At 48.1% G+C, this 21,052-nt stretch carries 21 protein-coding genes; 7 read left to right on the forward strand and 14 right to left on the reverse strand.

Annotation, left to right across the window (positions count from 1 at the left end; genetic code table 11):
- Positions 1-107: 107 nt before the first annotated feature.
- Entirely contained in the window at positions 108-2,177 is a 2,070-nt protein-coding gene (locus tag SB724_RS06920) for a sigma 54-interacting transcriptional regulator (protein ID WP_410570587.1), read from the reverse strand.
- A 153-nt stretch (positions 2,178-2,330) separates the two neighbouring features.
- Here SB724_RS06920 and SB724_RS06925 point away from each other — a divergent pair, with 153 nt between their 5' ends.
- A complete protein-coding gene (locus tag SB724_RS06925; protein ID WP_007408378.1) occupies positions 2,331-2,573 on the forward strand; it encodes a DUF2627 domain-containing protein in 243 nt (80 codons plus the stop codon).
- Positions 2,574-2,602: 29 nt separating this feature from the next.
- Here SB724_RS06925 and prpB read toward each other — a convergent pair whose 3' ends face one another.
- The 10 genes from prpB to ytaF all read right to left on the reverse strand — a co-directional run bounded on the left by prpB (position 2,603) and on the right by ytaF (position 12,176).
- Positions 2,603-3,508 carry a methylisocitrate lyase gene (gene prpB, locus SB724_RS06930; RefSeq protein ID WP_410570589.1) on the reverse strand — a complete coding sequence of 302 codons (906 nt, stop codon included), beginning with the start codon at positions 3,506-3,508 and terminating at the stop codon, positions 2,603-2,605.
- An 18-nt stretch (positions 3,509-3,526) separates the two neighbouring features.
- Entirely contained in the window at positions 3,527-4,954 is a 1,428-nt protein-coding gene (locus SB724_RS06935) for a bifunctional 2-methylcitrate dehydratase/aconitate hydratase (protein ID WP_038459132.1), read from the reverse strand.
- 25 nt (positions 4,955-4,979) lie between these two features.
- Positions 4,980-6,077: a citrate synthase gene (mmgD, locus tag SB724_RS06940; protein WP_410570592.1), complete on the reverse strand. Its 1,098-nt coding sequence runs from the start codon at positions 6,075-6,077 to the stop codon at positions 4,980-4,982.
- A gap of 23 nt (positions 6,078-6,100) precedes the next feature.
- The gene (locus tag SB724_RS06945) at positions 6,101-7,234 is read right to left on the reverse strand and encodes an acyl-CoA dehydrogenase (RefSeq protein WP_410570594.1); all 1,134 of its coding nucleotides are present in this window, start codon (positions 7,232-7,234) and stop codon (positions 6,101-6,103) included.
- Positions 7,235-7,263: 29 nt separating this feature from the next.
- Complete coding sequence (locus SB724_RS06950; RefSeq protein ID WP_410570596.1) at positions 7,264-8,115, reverse strand: 3-hydroxybutyryl-CoA dehydrogenase; 852 nt, start codon at positions 8,113-8,115, stop codon at positions 7,264-7,266.
- Between the two features lie 19 nt (positions 8,116-8,134).
- Positions 8,135-9,316, reverse strand: coding sequence for an acetyl-CoA C-acetyltransferase (locus tag SB724_RS06955; protein ID WP_410570598.1), 1,182 nt, complete (start codon positions 9,314-9,316; stop codon positions 8,135-8,137).
- Positions 9,317-9,456: 140 nt separating this feature from the next.
- A complete protein-coding gene (locus tag SB724_RS06960; RefSeq protein ID WP_410570600.1) occupies positions 9,457-10,194 on the reverse strand; it encodes a glycerophosphodiester phosphodiesterase in 738 nt (245 codons plus the stop codon).
- An 87-nt stretch (positions 10,195-10,281) separates the two neighbouring features.
- Positions 10,282-10,908 (reverse strand): N-acetylmuramoyl-L-alanine amidase family protein, encoded by a 627-nt coding sequence (locus tag SB724_RS06965; RefSeq protein WP_007612483.1) that lies wholly within the window; start codon positions 10,906-10,908, stop codon positions 10,282-10,284.
- A gap of 18 nt (positions 10,909-10,926) precedes the next feature.
- Positions 10,927-11,244, reverse strand: a complete 318-nt coding sequence (locus tag SB724_RS06970) for a hypothetical protein (protein WP_014721488.1) — start codon at positions 11,242-11,244, stop codon at positions 10,927-10,929.
- Between the two features lie 308 nt (positions 11,245-11,552).
- Complete coding sequence (ytaF, locus tag SB724_RS06975) at positions 11,553-12,176, reverse strand: sporulation membrane protein YtaF (RefSeq protein ID WP_410570603.1); 624 nt, start codon at positions 12,174-12,176, stop codon at positions 11,553-11,555.
- 146 nt (positions 12,177-12,322) lie between these two features.
- Here ytaF and SB724_RS06980 point away from each other — a divergent pair, with 146 nt between their 5' ends.
- From SB724_RS06980 to alr, 6 genes are all read left to right on the forward strand, one after another.
- Positions 12,323-12,955, forward strand: a complete 633-nt coding sequence (locus tag SB724_RS06980) for a helix-turn-helix domain-containing protein (RefSeq protein WP_319466067.1) — start codon at positions 12,323-12,325, stop codon at positions 12,953-12,955.
- Between the two features lie 296 nt (positions 12,956-13,251).
- The gene (locus tag SB724_RS06985) at positions 13,252-13,389 is read left to right on the forward strand and encodes a hypothetical protein (protein ID WP_014470646.1); all 138 of its coding nucleotides are present in this window, start codon (positions 13,252-13,254) and stop codon (positions 13,387-13,389) included.
- 93 nt (positions 13,390-13,482) lie between these two features.
- On the forward strand, positions 13,483-14,601 hold the full coding sequence (locus tag SB724_RS06990; protein WP_032863662.1) for an NADH-dependent flavin oxidoreductase: 1,119 nt from the start codon (positions 13,483-13,485) through the stop codon (positions 14,599-14,601).
- A gap of 126 nt (positions 14,602-14,727) precedes the next feature.
- Positions 14,728-14,940, forward strand: coding sequence for a spore germination protein (locus SB724_RS06995; protein ID WP_007408362.1), 213 nt, complete (start codon positions 14,728-14,730; stop codon positions 14,938-14,940).
- Positions 14,941-15,064: 124 nt separating this feature from the next.
- Positions 15,065-15,277, forward strand: coding sequence for a spore germination protein (locus tag SB724_RS07000; RefSeq protein ID WP_007612499.1), 213 nt, complete (start codon positions 15,065-15,067; stop codon positions 15,275-15,277).
- Positions 15,278-15,453: 176 nt separating this feature from the next.
- Entirely contained in the window at positions 15,454-16,635 is a 1,182-nt protein-coding gene (alr, locus tag SB724_RS07005) for an alanine racemase (protein WP_265971307.1), read from the forward strand.
- Between the two features lie 148 nt (positions 16,636-16,783).
- Here alr and spo0A read toward each other — a convergent pair whose 3' ends face one another.
- The 3 genes from spo0A to recN all read right to left on the reverse strand — a co-directional run bounded on the left by spo0A (position 16,784) and on the right by recN (position 21,039).
- Positions 16,784-17,584, reverse strand: a complete 801-nt coding sequence (spo0A, locus tag SB724_RS07010; protein ID WP_003153177.1) for a sporulation transcription factor Spo0A — start codon at positions 17,582-17,584, stop codon at positions 16,784-16,786.
- 280 nt (positions 17,585-17,864) lie between these two features.
- Positions 17,865-19,145, reverse strand: coding sequence for a SpoIVB peptidase (spoIVB, locus tag SB724_RS07015; protein WP_007408360.1), 1,281 nt, complete (start codon positions 19,143-19,145; stop codon positions 17,865-17,867).
- A gap of 163 nt (positions 19,146-19,308) precedes the next feature.
- The gene (gene recN, locus SB724_RS07020) at positions 19,309-21,039 is read right to left on the reverse strand and encodes a DNA repair protein RecN (protein WP_082998733.1); all 1,731 of its coding nucleotides are present in this window, start codon (positions 21,037-21,039) and stop codon (positions 19,309-19,311) included.
- Positions 21,040-21,052 lie beyond the last annotated feature (13 nt).

Consider the following 21,052-nt stretch of genomic DNA (forward strand, 5'->3'; position numbering starts at 1 on the left):
TTGTGCGAATCCGCTTTTAACAATGCAAGTTCCGTGCCAAATATGCGGGAGGGTTTATTCCGGCTTTTTTCAAGAAAACATGCAGCTGTTTGCGCTTTCTCTGCAATTTATTGCATGCCGTCATTTGCAAGGCCGTACTTGTCCATTTTGTAGTACAGATTCCGAATGCTGACACCAAGCGCTTTTGCCGTTTTGGTTCGGTTGAATTTATGCTTTTCAAGCGTTTTTTGAATGACGTGCGCTTCAAATTTTTCAACAGCCTGAGACAGCTTTTCCCCTTCCACATCAGGAAAATCACTTTGGGTGCCGTTTTTTTCATTCAGCTCTGATTCAAAAACAGGCAGATGCTGCTGTTCGATCCGTTCCATGTGCGGCTCTAAAAATATCATTGCCCGTCCGAGAACATTTTCAAGCTCCCGGACGTTTCCCGGCCAGCTGTAGGCTGATAAAGCTCGCAGCGCGTTCGGCGTGAGCCCCTTTACATTGCGGCCGTAATCCTGATTGATTTTTTCAATGAGCCGAATGCTCAGCGCTTCAATATCTTCTTTGCGCTGCCGAAGCGGCGGGATTGAGATCGGATAGCGGTTAATCCGGTAATACAGGTCTTCACGGAACGCGCCTTCCGCCATGGCCTTTTCGATGTTGACGTTTGTCGCTGCGATAATTCTGACATTGACAGAAATCGCTTTAGCGCCGCCGACTCTGATAATTTCTTTTTCTTGCAGAACTCTGAGCAGCTTTGCCTGGGTGCTTTGGGTCAGCTCTCCGATTTCATCTAAGAAAATGCTGCCGTTATTCGCTTCTTCAAAAAGTCCTTTTTTGCCCCCGCGCCTCGCGCCCGTAAACGCGCCTTCCTCATAGCCGAAAAGCTCGGATTCTAGCAGGGATTCAGACAGGGCCGCACAATTGACCCGAATGAACTTATTGTATTTTCGGTCGCTTTCATTATGGATGGCGTGGGCGAAAAGTTCTTTTCCTGTGCCGGATTCTCCCCGCAGCAGAATCGTCGCCGGCGTTTTCGCCCCGAGCTTCGCCTGTTCAAGGGCGACCAGCATTTGTTCACTCGTGCCGATAATGTCATCAAACGTGTATTTCGCTTCAAGCGTGCGGATGATCTGGCGCGCCCGATTCAGCTCAGCAGTCAGCGTTTTAATTTCTGACACATCGTGAATGACGCCGACGCTGCCTTTTAAAATACCGTCCACAATAACGGGGGCAACATTTACGATGACATCCTTTTTATTGGGGCCGACCTTCATTCTCACACCCCGCACGGGCCGCCTTGTCCCCAACACTTTCAGGTGCATACTCTCCCCTTCTGAGATATCGGTGGAAGCGGGTTTTCCGATGACTTCGCTTTCTGACAGCCCGGTCATTTTTGTATACGCTTTGTTGATTAACATTCCGATGCCGTTTTCATCAACGACGGAAATGGCCTCGTCTGAGGATTGAATAATCGCTTCAAGCATGGTGCGGATTTGTTTTAAGTTCGTGACCTCTTCCGCCAGTTCAACTGCATCGGTGATGTCTTTAAACACGCATAACGCGCCGAGAAGTTTTCCGCCTTCATCAATGATCGGCAGTCTTGTCGTGACAATCTGCAAGTGCTTTCCGAGAAGCTGCTTCTGGTTATATTCCGGCTCTCTCGTTTCCAGAATCCGCGGCAGCTTTGTGTTCGGCACTACGTCTTTAATTTGGCGGCCGATGACATCCTCCCGTTTTTGGCCGACCATTTTTTCTGCCATCTGATTAAATAAAATGATCGTTTCGTTGACGTCTATAAAAATCATGCCGTCGTGCGTTGAATTAAAAATCCGGTCATGCTTATACGTCTGCGACTTGAGCATTTGGATAAGCTGCTGTTTTTCCTCCATCAGCTGAAACACCATGTACGCCAATTTTCCCGGCATGACGATGGTTTGTTCTTTTTTCTCATGGAGCAGCTCATCCATGACCGCTTTATCGCCTGTTGTATGGATGATAATATCTATATCTTCGGTTATGTAAGATTTCCAATCTGATGAGGTTGCAATTCCATATTTCCGGGCTTCTTGCAGCCCTTGCGCCTCCGGATCTTGATCAACCACCGCAATAATCCGGATCAGCTTTGTTTTCATCAAAATCTGTAGGAGCGCCGTGCCTCCTTTACCAGCACCTATAATCAGCACCTTCTGCATCCCGATACCCCTTTATATGAAAAAATTTGCACACCTGTATTTCCCGTTGCAATAATTTGCACAACCCCTATGTTACCACGTTTTGATCTCTTGACAAAATATTTTTTCGATTGGACAATAAAGGAAAACATATCGTAAAGGGGTTTTCTGAATATGAGCCGGCTTGTTGCGCTTTTGATTCTGGTCCTCCCCGGCGCTGTCGCGGCGCTCGGCATTAAGCTGATGAGAGATGCATTATTCGGGCATGCGTTTTCCCCGTTTCCGTCCCTTTTTCTTCAGGGGGCGGCCGGATTGGCGTTTTTTTTGTTCGGCCTTTATGTTCTGGCCGGGTTTATTCTGTACAGAGATCGGAAACGCAATCAAGTCAGCCCGCGGTTCAGGAAAAAAAAGCTGTAAAAAAAGCCCTTGCAAAAAAAAGGGCTTTTTCAGTCGTCCGGCAGTATTGTTTTGGCAATGGATTGATCCAGTTCTTCATAGTCATCGTAAGCGATCGTTTCATATAATTCTTTTCTCGTCTGCATATCTGAAAGCCCCTCTTTTTGCGAGCCTTCTTCTTTCAGAAGGCGGAAAATACGCTCAAAAGACTTGGCCGCCGTTCTGAGTGACGTGACCGGGTAAATGACCATCTGACAGCCCATATCGGAAAATTCATCAGCACTGTAATACGGCGTTTTTCCGAATTCAGTCATGTTTGCGAGAATCGGCACACTGATTTGTTTGGAAAACGCTCTGAATTCACTTTCGGATTGGAGCGCTTCCGGAAAAACAGCGTCAGCACCCGCTTTTATATAAGCGGACGCCCTTGTTAATGCCCCCTCCAGCCCTTCCTGCTGTCTGGCGTCTGTTCTCGCAACAACAAGAAGGGTCGGCGCGGCCCGCTTGACCGCTTGGATTTTTTGCGCCATTTCTTCAATCGGCACGAGCTGCTTCCCATTCAGATGTCCGCATTTTTTCGGCAGGCGCTGATCCTCCATCTGGACGGCGGCCGCGCGCGCTTCATACATTTCTTTCGCCGTCCGGGCGGCATTCAGCACTCCTCCGAAACCCGTGTCAATATCGACAAGGACGGGCAGATCAGACGAGCGGACCAGATCTTTAACCCGTTCAGCCATTTCCGCCGACGTGATGATCCCTAAATCGGGCAGCCCTCTGCTCGCCGTGTAAGCCGCGCCTGATAAATAAAGAGCCGAAAACCCCGTTTTTTTGGCGATAAGAGCAGCCATCGCATCGTGAGCGCCGGGGATCTGCAATAGATCCGGCGCTGCCATCAGCGTACGGAACCGCTCTGCAAGCTCCTCTTGAGACGACTGCTTGCTGACGATCCACGTCATGTTTGTCACCCTCCTATTTTATACGAGAAATAAGTCCATAAATTCACTAACGCTGAGCTTCTGCATTCGGCCGCTATGTTCGCAGGCCTCTTCGATTTTACGCTGCTGCTTCAATGAAAAATGAGTGCTGATGTTTGCTGAAAACTTGGCAAGAATCTTCGGAACGGCTTCTTTTCTGCGGAACCGGTGCCCGAGCGGGTATTCACATTCAATCCGTCCCGTAGCCGTGCCGTCTGTAAAATGCACCTGTACGGCATTTGATATGGATCGCTTATTCGGGTCTAAGTAATCTTTTGAGTACGCTTTGTGTTCCGTCACCTCCATTTTGCTCCGCAATGTATCAATTCGCGGGTCAGACGCCGTTTCCTCTTCATAATGATCCGCCGTGATATCTCCGAAAAGCAGCCCGATTGCCGTAATGTACTGGAGGCAGTGATCCCGGTCAGCCGGATTGTGAAGCGGCCCTTTTTTATCGATAATCCGGATTGCCGACTCATGCGTCATAATCGTGATCCTGTCAATGTCTTCGATGCGGTCTTTCACCTCCGGATGAAGCCGGACCGCGCATTCCGCCGCTGTCTGGGCATGGAATTCAGCCGGGTAGGATACTTTAAACAGAACATTCTCCATCACATAGGACCCAAGCGGGCGGGCAAGCTTTATTTCCTGCCGGTTAAACAATACGTCTTGAAATCCCCACCCAGATGCGGTCAGAGCCGTCGGGTACCCCATTTCACCTTTGTGCGCCATAAGGGCCAAATATACGCCTCTGCTCGTCGCGTCGCCGGCCGCCCATGATTTGCGTGATCCGGTATTCGGCGCATGACGGTACGTTCTGAGGCTTGAATTATCAATCCAGGCATGAGATACGGCGTTATTGATTTCCTCTTTTGAGCCGCCCAGCATTTGCGCGCAAACAGCCGCAGTCGCCACTTTCACAAACAGCACATGGTCAAGCCCCACTCTGTTTAAGCTGTTTTCCAAAGCGAGAATCCCTTGAATTTCGTGCGCTTTGATCATTGCGCAAAGCACATCGCGCACGATAAGCGGTTCTTTCCCTTCTGAAATCCGCACTCTGGATATATAATCCGCACAAGCCAATATGCCTCCGAGATTGTCAGACGGATGACCCCATTCCGCAGCAAGCCACGTATCATTATAATCGAGCCACCTGTTGATACAGCCGATATTAAAAGCAGCCGTGACCGGATCTAAAACAAAAGGCGTGCCCGGGACTCTGCTGCCGTTGGGCACGGAGGTTCCCGGGACAATCGGGCCGAGCAGCTTTGTACATTCGGGATAGCTGAGCGCCAAAATTCCGCAGCCTATCGTATCAAGAAGCACATGTCCTGCCGTAGCGAAAGCTTCTGAACTGTCAATCTCCTGATGGAGCACGTAGTCAGAAATCTCTTCGATTACAGCGTCCATTCGGCGGGGTTCTGTCATGTTTTCATCTTCCTTTCTCATCTGTTTACAGGCGCGCTCCGGTATAGCGGACACGCGGGCGGAAAAGCCGGTTTCGGCTGTGCTGTTCAATGACGTGGGCGCACAGGCCGACCGTGCGTGCGCTGAAGAATATAGGCGTGTACAGCGGTATTGGGATGCCGAGCATGTAATAGACCGGCGCTGCGTAGTAATCTAAATTCGGATAAAGGCCTTTTTTCTCCCTCATGACGGTTTCGCCGGCTTCACACATATTATAAAGACGGAAATCACCTGAAAGATCAGACAGCTTTTTTAACGCTTCTTTCATCATGAGCGCCCTCGGGTCCATTTTTTTCATGTAGACACGGTGGCCGAAACCCATGATTTTTTCTTTGTTTGCGAGTTTTTGAGTTAATAATTGTGTAAACCCGTCTGTATCCTTCGCTTCCTCAAGCATGTACATAACCGCTTCGTTCGCGCCGCCGTGAAGATTTCCCTTAAGCGAGGCGACGGCTCCGGTCAGAGCGCCGTAAATATCCGATTGCGTCGAAGCGATGACACGGGCCGTAAACGTTGAGTTCGGCAATTCATGCTCACTGTATAAAAGAAGCGACCGGTCGAAGATTTCTTCTTCCAAAGATGACGGCGTTTTTCCGGTAATCATATATAAAAAGTTTGCGCTGTATGATAAGGTTCCGACCGGCGCCAAAGGCTCCAGCCCGTTGATGACTCGATAGCTGTTGACCGTCAGATTCGGCATTTTGCCTATCAGTCCGCGTACGCGGTGCTGATTTACGGAAGATGAACGGTCATCGATGTCCTTGTCAAAGCCTCCAAGCGCGGACAAACCCGTCCTCAGTCCGTCCATCGGGTGAGTATGATCGGGCAGCAGACGGCATATGTGCAAGATTTCCTCGGGAAGGTGTCCGCCGCGCCGAACGTCTTCTTCAAGCGCCGCCTTCTCTTTCGGATCAGGAAGTCTGTCTTCCAATAAGAGATGAACAATGTCCATATAGCCGGCCGTTTTAGAAAGCTCAATCAGATCGTGGCCTTTGATTAAAATACTGCCCTGCTGTGTATCCAGGAAAGAAATCCCCGTTTCCACCGCAATGACGCCATCTAAACCGGGAGAATAAGATTCCATGGTTTCGCTCCTTTGCGCACTTTTTATTGAAGAAGATACTTAGAAATAATCAGCCTTTGAATCTCATTGGTTCCTTCATAAATTTGCGTAACTTTCGCATCCCGAAATAAACGCTCCGCGGGATACTCTTTCATATAGCCGTAGCCGCCGTGAATCTGCACAGCCTCCACCGCCGCTTTCATCGCCGCATCGGACGCGAATTGCTTCGCCATAGATGCTTCTTTTCCGCACGGAAGCCCTCGCTGATACAGATCAGCAGCATGATAGACCAATAATTTGGCAGCTTCCGCATTCGTCGCCATGTCAGATAATTTAAATGAAACAGCCTGATTCGAAGCGATGGGTCTGCCGAACTGGCTGCGGGTTTTGGCGTACTCCACCGAGCAGCCGAGCGCCGCTTCAATAATCCCGAGCGCCTGAGCCGCTATGCCGATCCGTCCGACTTCAAGGTTTTTCATGGCGATTGAAAAGCCTTCGCCCTCTTCGCCGAGCCGGTTTTCAATCGGAATTTCCGCTTGGTCAAACTGCAATTCGACAGTATTGGAACCTAACAATCCGAGCTTTTTTTCTTTTTTTCCGACAGAAAAACCGGGTGTGTTTTTTTCAACGATAAACGCTGAAATTCCCTTTCTCCCTTTACCCGGATCGGTTATGGCGAATGTCAGATACAGATCTGCCGCTCCGCCGTTTGTAATAAAGATTTTTGAACCGTTCAGAATATATGAACCGCCTTTTCGCACGGCTCTTGTTTTCAGGCTTCCCGCATCAGATCCGGATTGAGGTTCAGTAAGCGCAAAAGCCCCAATATATTCGCCCGCTGCCAGCTTCGGAATATACGTTTGTTTTTGGACTTCTGTCCCAAAATGCAAAATCGGGATTGTCCCTACTGATGTGTGGACGGACAAAATGACGCCGACGGCCGCGCTGACTTTTGATATTTCATGAATCGCTAAAATGTAAGATGTTGTATCAGCACCCGCCCCGCCGTAAGCTTCCGGGACGGGAATGCCCATCAATCCCGCTTCGCCCATTTTTTTAATCAGCCGCTCCGGAAATTCATCTGTTGATTCCATGAGCTCAACCACCGGCGCGATTTCCTTGCGGGCAAAATCACGCACCATTTTTCTCATCATGATGTGCTCTTCTGTAAAATGCATGGCTGCCGTCTCCCCTCATGATCTTTACGTCATCTGCCGTACTCATAAAAACCGCGCCCGCTTTTTTTGCCGAGCCAGCCGGCGCTGACATATTTTCTGAGCAGAGGGCATGGGCGGTATTTCGAATCTCCGAGCCCCGCATAGAGAACCTCCATAATGGAAAGGCACGTATCCAGCCCGATGAAGTCAGCTAAAGTTAAAGGACCCATCGGATGCCGCATGCCGAGCTTCATCACCGCATCAATCGCTTCCTTTGAAGCTGCTCCTTCGTAAAGGCAATAAACGGCTTCGTTAATCATCGGCATTAATATGCGATTGGATATAAAGCCCGGGAAGTCATTGACTTCGACAGGGGTTTTATTCATCCGGACGGCAAGCTTCTTTACTGTTTCCGCCGTTTCTTCCGATGTGGCGAGTCCTCTGATGACTTCGACAAGCTCCATGACAGGAACCGGATTCATAAAATGCATGCCGATTACTTTTTCAGGCCTTTTTGTGGCCGCGGCAAGCTCCGTAATGGGAAGAGAAGACGTATTGCTTGCCAATACGGCATGAGGGGGACAGATTTTATCTAGTGTGTCAAACAATTCTGCTTTTGCTTTTTTGTTTTCTGCAATGGCTTCAATTATAAAATCAGCATCTTCCGCTTCTGTGAGTTCTGCCGGGGAAATACGGCTGAAAACGGCATCTGTCTCCTGCTGTGACTTCCGTCCTTTTGCCTGCTCTTTCTCCAGGTTTGTCTTTATGCGGTGAAGACCTTTTGTTACCGTTTCCGGCTCCCAATCGTATAACTTGACGGCAAACCCGGCTTCTGCAGCCGTCTGCGCGATGCCTGCTCCCATCTGACCCGCACCTGCGACCATGATTGTTTTCATCTTCATCCGGCGCTCCCTCCTTTGATCAGTACACCTCAAGCAGGACGGCATCTCCTTGAGCCGCTCCGCTGCATATAGCAGCTACGCCTAACCCCCCTCCGCGACGCTTTAATTCGTATATTAAACTCATGATGATTCTTGCTCCGCTTGCGCCGATCGGGTGGCCGAACGCGATTGCCCCTCCGTTTACATTCACTTTTTCCCAGCTGAACCCGGCTATTTTTTCACTCACCAGCACGACGGACGCAAATGCTTCATTTACTTCAAACAAATCAATATCGTCAACGGACAGTCCGGTTTTTGTCAAAAGCCGGCTGATGGCCTCTCCCGGCGCGCTTGCCAGCTCGGACGCTTCCAGTCCGACGGACGCAAAGCCAAGTATCGCTGCGAGCGGCCTGACATGCTGCTTTGCGGCTTTTTCCTCTGACATCAGCACAAATGCTCCGGCCCCGTCATTTACACCGGGAGCGTTTCCGGCTGTAACCGTTCCGTCGGCTGTAAAAATTGGCTTGAGCGCTGCAAGCTGCTCAAGGCTCGTATCAGGACGCAGCCCCTCATCCGCTTCAACAGTATGCTGTTTGCCTTTTTTGCCGGTCCAGGTGACGGGGACAATTTCTTCACGCAATTTGCCCGCTTCAGCCGCCTCTGCCGCACGTTTCTGGCTCAAAAGAGCGTAATGATCCTGTTCACCCCGGGAAATGCCGTACTTTTTGGCCGCAGTGCTTCCGTGGACAGCCATATGGACCTGGTCGAACGCACAGGTCAGCCCGTCATGAACCATTAAATCCTGAAACACTCCGTCCCCCATCCTCACACCCCAGCGGCCGGCCGGAATGGCGTACGGAATGTTGCTCATGCTTTCCATTCCGCCTGCAATCAGCACGTCCGCATCTTTCGCCCGAATCATTTGATCACAGATGGTAACGGCCCTGAGCCCTGATGCACAGACCTTATTAATGGTTTCAGCCGGAACGGACCACGGAAGCCCGGCATATCTTGCAGCCTGCCGTGCCGGAATCTGCCCGGCACCCGCCTGGACGACCATTCCCATCACCGCTCCTTCCGCTTCGCTTTCACTGATAGCGGCGCGCTTGATTGCTTCTTTTATGGCAATGCCGCCAAGCTCGGCTGCCTTTACCTCTTTTAATGCGCCGCCAAATTTTCCGAACGGCGTTCTTGCCGCACTGACGATAACCGTTTTTCCCACAATTTTGCCTCACTTTCAATAAGATAAAAGATAACGCTTACACAAAACGCCCTGTTACAATATATGAACCGGCTGACCGAGTTATGAGTGCGCCGCCTTTTTCCCGCCCATAAAAAAAGAAGACTGTCTGAACAGTCTTCTCAGCTGCGGCATTCTTCTTTTATAGAAACAGCCAGCTTTGGATAATCGGTAAAAATTGCGTCTGCTCCCGCTTTCATCAGCTGCTTCATATCCTCAGGACGATTGACGGTGAACGGACGGAGCGCCGCTTGGTGTTTTGCAAGATGTTTGATCACTTCAGCGCTCACCGCCGGCGTACCGAGCTTCGGATGATAACCCGAAGCGGGAATGGCTGCAAGATACCGTTCAGGCCGGTACAGTACATCCATTGTCAGCACCGCCCGTTCAATTTCAGGTGCCAGGGCGTGGCAAACCGCGAGACTCTCATGATTAAATGAAGAAAAAATAACGCGCTTTTCCAGTCCGTAATATCTGACTTTTTTAATCACTTCTTCTTCCATTCCTTCGTAACGGAATACACTGTTTTTCAGCTCAATGTTTATCAGAAAATCAGCACGTTCCGCAAAACGCAGCACATCTGACAAAAGCGGAATTCTGACTCCTTTAAAAGAATCTTTCCATTTTCCGGCGGCATCGGCGGTTCTGATTTTGTCATACGCCGTATCTTTCACAAATCCTTTCAAAGACGTCGTGCGGTCGAGGGTTTCATCGTGAATGACCACGATCCGGCCGTCTTTTGTCATCTGTACATCAAGTTCGATTCCGTCAGCCCCGTCCTCAATCGCTTTTTTGAATGCGGGTATCGTATTTTCAGGGCAGTCGCCCGACGCCCCCCGGTGGGCAAAAATATTCGTCATATGTGTCACCTCAGGTGTTTGTCATCGGTTTTCTCTATTATAATCGTTATGCACATAAGGAGGGCGCTATTTACACATATTTTATCATTACCGTCCGCTGTAATAGGTTTCGATTCCGTTTACAACGGCGTCCGCGGCGTGCTCTTGGCCGTTATCACTTTTCAGCTTGTCCGCATCTTGAGGATTTGTGATAAAACCTAATTCAGCCAGCACACTCGGCATCTTTGAATATGTAATGACATAAAAAGGAGCTTCTTTTACGCCTCTGTCCCTCATCCCTAAAGACGTGACAAGCTGCTGCTGGATGTCGGAAGCAAGCCTTTCGCTGTCTGCTCCTTCATATGTCGAATTAAAATACGTTTCCGTGCCCGATGCCGTTGAGACGGCTGAATTCGTATGGAGGCTGACGAATAAATCGGATTGGCTGGCGCTTGCTTTCGCCACCCGCTCGTCCAAACGTAAAAAAGTATCGTCAGTCCTTGAAGCTACAGGTTTTGCGCCTTCTGTCTCCAATTTGGCGATCACCTTGTTTGACACCGCTAAATTGATGTTTTTCTCAAGCAATCCATTTCCGCCGGCCCCGCTGTCTTCTCCGCCATGACCGGCATCGATATAAATGGTTTTCCCTTGCAAAGGTTCAGCTGCATAAGCAGACGGCGCAAGCAGAAGCAGAGCGGCACCGAAGGCAGCAGCGCTTTTTGTCAGTAAACCCACGTTTTTTCCTCCCCGTTTTCACATATCTGTTTCTTTTTTCAGTTCCTCAAGCCGTAATTGTCCGTTGCTCTCTTTTTTATAGGTGATTTGCACCGCCGTATGTTCAGGCAGGGACTGACATTCAAACCGCTTAGCGAACGGCACCTTCACCTCTTGCCTTTCTCCGTCAATTTCGACCGCGATCGTATCGTTTCCGGCCGCTTTTATAAATGTTCCTTCCTGTGTAAATGACGGCGCCGCATCAGCCTCCGCGGTATACTCGCAGCCTGATAACAGCCATGCGGTGAAGATCAGAAGTATGACAGACTTCACACAGATCACCTCACGTTTTCTCATTCGGCTTTATCTTTGAACAGAATGGCCGATTTGTAAAGGGAGCCTTCATGCCTCCAGCTCTTTTCCATATTTGGAATGAAGGCTATCTGACCTGCTGTTTACCTGAACTTAGAAAGAAAACAAGCTGATCAGTCTATGAAAAAGGTTCTGTCTGAAGGCCGAATATGCAGAATTTAACGGAAACGGACGACTTTCTGTTCATTTTGAAAAAATATCAGATCGGCAAAAAAAGAGAGCCGCGTCATGCGCTCTCCCGAATAGAAACATTCATATTTATTTTGAGCTTTTCATAAAATGAACGGGACAACTTAAAAGAGCAGCGTATTGGCGGCAATGATGAGAATAATCACTCCGCTCAGCACCGTGCTGAACTGCCCGACGTGAAAAGAACCGATGCGCAATGATGCGGCTTTTTTTCCAAGCGAGCAGCCGATCCATATCGTCAAAAAGCTTCCGACCGCCGCAGTAACGGAAATGGCAGCGGGAGAAAGCCCGATCAAACCCGCGCTTAATCCGTTGGTCAGCGCATTTGCGGATACGGCCACCCCGAGAACCATGGATTCCAATATACCGATTTCTCCCGAACCGTCGGCATCCGCTGCCTCCGGATTTTGCAGCAGACCGGCAAAACGGCCTTTTTTTCCTGACGCGCCAACACGCGCTGTTTTTCTCGGCACAGCCAGCAGAATGATGCGGATACCGATGACAGATAAAATAAACGCCGCCAGCAATACAGGAAGAAAGCCCGGTAAAACGGCTGAAATCCATTTGCCGAAATAAATTCCGATATAACTGAATACAAAACAGATAAAAGCGATCATCATATTCGACGCATGCGATATTTTGATTTTTCTGATGCCGTATGACATCCCCACTCCTAAATTATCAATGCTCGAGGACACTGCCAAACCTAAAATCAATAACCAAGCCATGTTCGTTTCTCTCCATTCTTTGATGTCTTTTCAACATGTTGTGCCGTTGAATCTACACTATCCTATTCAGCAGCACAGAAAAGGTACCTTTTCTGCAAAAATTATTGATTAATGATCATCATTCCGGCGGAAACGAGGTGACACCCTTGACAGAAAATAAAAATAAGACACTGGGACCCGTTTTAAAATCACTGCTTGATAAGCACTCGCTCTCCATGAGAAAACTCGGCGCCTTAACAAACATTGATACGGCCACCATCTCCCGGATTATAAACGGCAAGCAGAAGGCCAATTTAAAGCATCTTCAGGAATTTTCAAAACATCTCCGCACCCCGCTGGAGGAATTGCTTGAGGCATCAGGCATAGACATCGGCCATGAAAAAGAAGCTGCGCCGCAAGACCCGATGCACGCGATTCAGGATATGCTGAATATGGCCGAGATGTTTGATCAGCCTTTTTCCCGGGAGCAAATTGAGCGCGAACTGACCAGATATGAACAATATGCCAAAACCCAGCAGGGCCATCGCCTGATTTGCGATGAGTTTCAAAAGAAAATGGACAATGAAGAAAGCGTCGGCCCTTTTATTGATCATTTGAAAAACATGCATCATCAGTATATGGATGAATCAACACCGGCTGAAGACCGCGCGATTCTCGGGAGCGCGCTGCTGTATTATATTTTAGCGACCGACGTCATTCCGGATTACATGTTTCCGATCGGCTACCTGGATGACGCCATCGCCGTTCAAATCGCTTTGAACCGGCTGAAAAAAAAGTAAAGGCGCTTAAAAAAGCGCCCTTTTTGTGTTGAAAAATATGAAACACCGCATTACGGTTTTGTCAAAACAGAGACAGCTGTCATATGATACATCAACCTAACAAAAAGGAGGGTGTCTTCTATGGACAGCAACACAGTTGTGGCAGTGTGCGCTCTGTTAAGTGTTGTGATTCAGATCGGAACGATATTCGCCGCAGGAAAGTGGAAAAAAGAATAAATAAAAACAAATTGACGGTTTTTTCGCACAAGCGTATGCTTATAAATAACCTTGTGAAAGATAAGAAAGAAGATATGCATATGAAAAAAATCATTCTCCTCTTCGCCGCCGCTGTCATATTCAGCTCGATCGGCCATCAAATTTCAGGAGGATATAAAGATCCTGAAAAGGAACGGAGAAAACCGTTTCATTCGTTTAAATGGTTCAGCCGGTCATAACCTCAGGAAGAAGAACAAGCAAAATAATTGCACACAATTAAAACATAAGCTAGAATACGGACGAGTTAAACTCCTAAGGAAGAAGGCGAAATGATGAAGCAAACTTATAAACCGCTGTTTGAACCTTTTACGTTCGAAAGCGGCGTCACCATACCAAACCGTATTTCAGTCGCGCCGATGACACACTATTCATCAAATGATGACGGAACGATTTCCGACCGTGAATTAAGCTACATTACTCCCCGTTCAAAAGAAATGGGCATGGTCATTACGGCATGTGCAAACGTAACGCCGGACGGCAAAGCGTTTCCAGGCCAGCCCGGCATCTATGATGATTCTCACATTCCCGGCTTGAAAAAACTCGCTCAGGCGATCCAGTCTCAAGGAGCGAAAGCCGTTGTGCAGATTCACCACGGAGGATTGGAATGCCCTCCTGAACTCGTGCCAAACAACGACGTCGTCAGTCCGAGCGGCTCAGAAGAAGACGGGAGACAAACGTCCCGGGCTCTCACCGAACAAGAAATTGAGCACATCGTGAAAGCATTCGGCGAAGCGACACGCAGAGCGATTGAAGCCGGCTTTGACGGTGTTGAAATTCACGGGGCAAACGGGTACCTGATTCACCAATTTTATTCACCGAAAACAAACCGGCGCACAGACCGCTGGGGCGGAAGCGATGAAAAGCGCCTTGCGTTCCCGCTTGCAGTCGTTGACGCTGTCAAACAGGCAATTGATACACACGCTGAAAATCCATTCGTTCTCGGCTACCGCCTGTCACCGGAAGAGCCGGAAACACCGGGGCTTACAATGAAAGAAACATTCATGCTCGCCGACGCGCTTGCAGAAGAGAACTTGGATTATCTGCATATTTCACTAATGGATGTCAATTCCAAAGCCCGCCGCGGGGCGGATACTTCACGGACGCGGATGGATTTATTAAACGAACGCGTCGGCCATAAAGTGCCGCTGATGGCCGTCGGTTCCATCTATACCGCGGACGAAGCGCTTGCTGTATTAGAAAGCGGAATTCCGCTGGTGGCTCTGGGACGTGTCATTTTGATTAACCCCGAATGGGCGGTGCTGGTCAAAGAAGGCCGCGAACAGGAAATCGAAAAAGCCATTCAAGCATCTGAAATTGAGAAATACCGACTTCCTGAACCGTTATGGGAAATGATTCAGAATACAGGCGGCTGGGTGCCGTTTGAAAAGTAGACTAAAAAAACTGCCGGATGTCCGGCAGTTTTTTTGATTCACAAGTTTTTACCGCTTTGTTTACTCCTATTTCTAACACACAGCGTACATATAGTAAATAGATTAATAGAAAGGAGACCGTATATGATGGCTGGTTTTCCTATTACGATTAACAGTCTTTCCGGAAACGGGGTTGTCAATGTCGGCGGTGCGTTTTCGATAAGTCCTTTAACCGTATCAAAAACCGTCTACGGCTCAGGTGGGGGAAATACAGGGATGGTCCTGCAAATGAATCAATCCAGTACATCTCAATCTTCAAGCTCTCAGTACTCTGATCAAAATGTAACGAAAACATTATGACATCGTCTTTCCCTCCCTTTCCGGCTGGCAGCAGCCGGATTCTTTTTGCCGTTTTGTTTAATCTTATTCCATATTACAGCGTACATATAGTTAGTAGACTGTGAGAGAAAGGAGAAAAAATAGAATGAGCGGTTGCCCGATTACGATAAACAACGTATCAGGAAACGGAGTTGTCAATGTTGGCGGCGCCATATCCATCAGTCCGCTGACTGCATCAAAAACCGTTTTCGGTGCCGGAGGGGGAAATATCGGCATTGTCATTCAAAACAATGCTGTGAGCCACGCCAAAATGTTTGAACATCAATTTTCAGATCAGAATATTGTAAAGTCAATTTAAGGGCTGCCATGCAGCCCTTTCAGCATAAATAAAGCAGGCGCACTGATTTCCTGAAACCTTGATCTTTAAACATCAGCGATCACCTTCCCTTGTTTTGAATGATTTCAGTTCAAGGTGAATAGAATGCAGATTGAAAGCATGAGTACTGAAACTCATTAAGGAAAGAAGGAATCGGGATGAAAAAACTTTGCCGGGAAGTTTGGATTGAAGTTGACCTTGATGCGATAAAAAAGAACGTACGGGCGATCCGCCGCCATATTCCGAATACGTCTAAAATTATGGCCGTCGTAAAAGCGAACGCTTATGGCCACGGCTCTGTGGAAGTAGCGCGGCAGGCACTGGAAAGCGGGGCGAGCGAGCTCGCTGTCGCAAGTGTCGAAGAGGGAATTGTGTTACGGAGAGCGGGAATTACGGCACCTATTCTTGTGCTCGGCTTCACAGCTCTCAGCTGTGTGAAAAAATCTGCCGTTTGGAACATAACATTATCAGCGTTTCAGGTCAGCTGGATCAAAAAAGCGAATCGGATATTAGAAAAAGAAGCAGATTCGAAACGGCTGTCCATTCATATCAATGTGGATACCGGAATGGGCCGGCTGGGTGTGCGTACGGAAGAAGATCTTTTAGCAGTGGTGAAAGCGCTCAAGTCGAGTACATATCTGTCATGGGATGGCATCTTTACACATTTTTCAACAGCGGATGAACCGGACACTGAGCTGACGATGCTGCAGCACGAAAAGTTTATCAGCTTTCTCCGCTTTTTAAAAAATCAAGACATTACGCTGCCTACCGTGCATATGTGCAATACAGCCGCCGCTATCGCATTCCCGGAATTCAGCGCCGACATGATCCGTTTAGGCATTGGGTTATATGGTTTATATCCGTCCGCCTCGATAAAGGAACTGAACCTCGTGGATCTCACACCCGCACTAAGTTTAAAGGCGCGTATCGCTTATGTGAAAGCTATGGTGACAGATCCCCGGACCGTCAGTTATGGTGCCACATATATCGCCGAACCGGGTGAAATCATCGCGACGATTCCGATCGGCTATGCTGACGGTTACTCCCGCGCCCTGTCCAACCGCGGGTTTATTCTGCACCGCGGCAGACGGATGCCGGTGGCGGGGAGAGTGACAATGGATATGATCATGGTCAGTTTAGGTGAGAATGAGGGCAAACAAGGAGAAGAAGTCGTCATCTACGGTAAACAACAAGGAGCCGAGATTTCCGTTGATGAAATTGCGGAAATGCTCGGTACGATCAGCTACGAAGTCTTATCTGTGTTAAGCCGCCGCGTCCCCCGCTTTTATTTCAGAGACGGCAAAATCATTAAAATATCAGCTCCGGTATTATACGTGTAGACGGCATAGATCCCGCATTTATGTATAGAACAAGTACCGGCGTGAGTGATTTCCATTGTTTTCGTCAGCAAAATTTCAAAACGCCTTCTCTTCCGCGTTCATGCACGGAATAGAAGGCGCGAAAAAGACATCTAGCCAAAAGCTTGCGTTACGAAGCTTTATGCTCCAATCTCAGCTTGTCAGCAACCATCGCGATGAATTCCGAATTGGTTGGTTTTGCTTTTGTCATGCTTACCGTATATCCGAACAGTGAAGAAATGGAATCAATATTTCCCCTGCTCCATGCGACTTCAATGGCGTGGCGGATGGCCCGTTCTACACGGCTTGCGGTCGTGTTGAATTTTTTGGCGATGTCGGGATAAAGGACTTTTGTGATGCTGCCGAGGAGTTCAATATCGTTATACACCATGGAAATGGCTTCACGCAAATAAAGATAGCCTTTGATATGGGCAGGCACACCGATCTCATGGATAATGCTTGTAATGCTGGCATCGAGATTTTTCCGCTTCGGCTCCGGCTGGCTGCGGATAATGCTGCTTTGCGCAGACGGCGCACGGTGTGTGACACTGCTGACATTTCCGCTTACCTGGCGGATATGGCCGACAAGGTTTTCCATATCAAACGGCTTCAGGATAAAATAGGACGCGCCTAAATCGACGGCTTTTTTCGTAACGTCTTCCTGACCGAATGCCGTCAGCATGATGACGTTCGGCTGCTTCTCGAGCTCTGATTCCCGCAGACGCTCCAAAACCGCAAGTCCGTCCAGATGCGGCATGATAATGTCTAAAACGAGCACATCGGGATTCTTATCTTTAAACAAAGAAAGACATTCCTGTCCGTTATAAGCAACGCCGATCACTTCCATATCATCCTGTCCCTCTATATATTCACTCAACAGGCTTACAAGCTCTCGATTATCATCAGCAACACAAACTTTAATTTTCTCCACGTTTCTTCCTCCCCCAATGTATTAACAGGACGCAACCCATTTGACTGCTATATGTTACATTCGACAAAACCACTACTTCCCCTTTTAAAAAATCCATATTTACCAATAATAGTGGTATATCTTTGTTTTTCTAGCATTTTCTAGGTTTTTCGACTAAAAATTAAGTTTGACAAATCAGGAAACGTGAATTTGTCGAAAAATCTTCATGTCTTATTTTACATGAATCCCGGAAAGAAGTGAAGAACGCATCACATAAAAAAACTGCCGGATCATCCGGCAGTCAGCTTGCTTTGTCTTTTCCGTAAACATCAACACCCGCTTCAGACAGCATCCATTCGATATGAACGCCGTAGCCGCTTGTCGGATCATTGACAAATACGTGGGTTACGGCTCCGACGACCTTTCCGTTCTGGATGATCGGGCTTCCGCTCATCCCCTGAACGATTCCGCCGGTTCTTTTCAGCAGTTTCGGATCTGTCACTTTCAACACCATTCCCTTTGTCGCCGGGAATTTTTGCGGCGTGGTGCTGACGATTTCAATATCAAATTTCTCTACTTTATCGTTTTCGATAACCGTCAGCATTTGCGCAGGCCCTTTTTTTACTTCATTTGACAAAGCAATCGGAAGCGCTTTGTCGGAAATGTTGTTTTTAATCGGCTGATGCAGTGTCCCGAAAATGCCGAACGGGCTGTTGCGGTTAATATCGCCGATCGTTTTCCGTTCTGACGAAAACCTTGCCAGTTTTTCGCCTGGATTGCCGCCTTTTCCTTTTTCAATCGATGTTACAGTTGAACGGACGATTTCTCCGTCTTCTACAACAATCGGTTTTTTTGTATCCATATCAGAGATGACGTGGCCCAATGCGCCGTATTTTTTTGTTTTCGGTTCAAAAAAAGTCATGGTGCCGATGCCGGCTGCCGAATCGCGGATATAAAGGCCGATTCGATATTTCCCCTCGGCTTCGTCCTTTGTCGGAATCAGCTTTGTTTTGATTTTTTGCTTATCGCGTTTCACCAATAAATCCAAAGATTCACCAGTTTTGCCCGCTTTTTGAATAAACGGGGCGATGTCGCTCATTTTTTCAATTTTATGTCCGTTCATTTTAATAATGATGTCGCCAGATTCAATTCCCGCTTGTTCTCCCGGAGACTTTTTCCCATCCTTTGTCATCACCTGGTGAAAACCGACGACCAAAACACCGACTGAATGGAGTTTTACACCGATGGACTGTCCGCCCGGAATGACCTTCAATTCTGGAAGGACACGCACTTTTGTTTTTTTAATGGGAAACCCGGCAAGATCATATACTACTTCTGACCGGCCTTGTGTTTGCCCTGTTATGTTTGCATGGCCGTGCTCTTCTTTCAGCGTAAAGGCTTCTGATAATTCGCCCTTTTCAGCGCTTATTGATGCATTGACCGGAACGGCCTGTGTCTGGTTTTCAAAGACGCTCATTTCTGACGGTATCAGTAAATATTCTTTAAATGGCTTAAAAAAGCCTACACTTAGTAAAGAAACAAGGAGAATTACACCTATTGCTTTCCTCATGTTATCGTGCATTCATTCCTTCACTCTCCTCGCTCCTATCCCACACCACTTTCTTTTTCTGCTACATCTATACTTTTGCCTTCCTGCGCTTGATTTATAACCGGCATACGAAGAAAAACATTGGATACACTGTTAGAGAAATGGAACAAAAAAATAAGCTGCCTGTATCAGCAGCTTATCCTGTCGTTTTTACCTGTCCGGCCTGTTTTAGAAGCTCTTGTGCATGCCGTTTTGTCAGATCGGTCACTTCAACGCCCGCAATCATGCGGCCGATTTCCGCTACCTTGTCCTGTTTGGAAAGCGGCGTGACATGCGTTGTCGTCCGGCCGTCTTTGAATTCTTTAGCGATCAGAAGGTGCGTATCCGCCATGGCAGCAACCTGCGGCAGGTGTGTAATGCAGAGCACCTGTGAACCGGTCGATACTTTATGGATTTTTTCCGCGATGGCTTGGGCAACCCGCCCGCTTACACCGGTGTCCACTTCGTCAAAGATGATGGAGGTGACATCCTGCTGGGAAGAAAAAATACTCTTCATCGCCAGCATCACCCTTGAAAGCTCGCCTCCGGAAGCGACCTTTGACAGCGGTTTTAAAGGCTCACCGGTGTTTGTTGAAATTAAAAACTTCACAAGGTCAATCCCCTTTTGGGTAAGCTGCACAGGCTGCCCGTTAACAACCGGTGCTTCACTGGCTGACGGATCGGTTTTCACGAGAAATTCCGTATCAAACGTTGATTTGCCCATATACAGACTTTTTAATTCCTGATGAATCGCTTCTGCCAGTTTCTTAGCCCAAGCTTTTCTGATTTTTGATAAATTGGCGGCTTCTACGGCCACATCTTTGCCGACCGACTCCAATTCCCTCTTCAGCGCTTCAAGGTGGCTGTCGCGGTTCTCGATTTGATCGATTTCCTCTTCTATTTTGGAGCCGTATTCCAAAATGTCTTCTACCGTCGCTCCGTATTTGCGCTTCAGCTGTTTGATCTCATTTAAACGGGTTTCAATAAAATTCAGCCGTTCCGGGTCATATTCCAGATCATCTAACAGATTGCGCATCTGAAAGGTTGCATCCTCCAGCAAATAATAGGAACTTGACACACTTTCAGACAGCTTTTGCAGCGGTTCATTAATATCCGAAATATCTTCAAGCTGGGCAGAGGCCATTCCGACCCAGTCAAGCCCCCCCTGCTCGCTGCGGAGCGCATTATAGGCGTTTTGCAATGATTCATAAATTTTTTCAAAGTTGGATATCTGCTTCCGCTCTTCCTGAAGAAGGTCATCTTCATTCAATTCAAGCTTCGCCGACTCGATTTCTTCAAGCTGAAATTGAATCAGGTCTAACCGATGCGCCATTTCCTGCTCGCTTTCTGACAGCTTCTTCACTTTTTTGAGCAGCTTCATATAACGCTCATAGCCTTCATGGTAAGCCTGAAGCGCGGATTCGGCCTCAGCGCCCGCAAACCTGTCCAAAAGCTCCAAGTGTTTATCGTCTTCCATTAACAGCTGGTTATCATGCTGTCCGTGAATATCTAATAAAAGTCTGCCGATTTCCCTTAAAGCCGCAATCGTCACTAATTTTCCGTTGACACGGCATACGCTTTTTCCTCCGGCATTGATGTCCCTTCTCATGACAATCATGTCGTCAGATGCGTCTATTCCCTGCTCACGGCATACTTCAAAAACAGGATGACCGCTGTCCAATAGAAACAGTCCTTCAAGCTCGGCCTTTGTTTCACCGTAACGGACAAATTCAGACGAGCCGCGGCCGCCGACTAATAGGGAAACGGCGTCTATAATAATTGACTTGCCGGCCCCTGTTTCTCCCGTCAGGACGGTGAGCCCCCGTTCAAACGAAATCGTCAGTTCCTCTATAATGGCAAAGTTTTTTATTGATAGTTCAGCTAACAAACAGCATTCCACC

The sequence above is a fragment of the Bacillus sp. SIMBA_031 genome (assembly GCF_046535225.1).
GTDB lineage: Bacteria > Bacillota > Bacilli > Bacillales > Bacillaceae > Bacillus > Bacillus velezensis.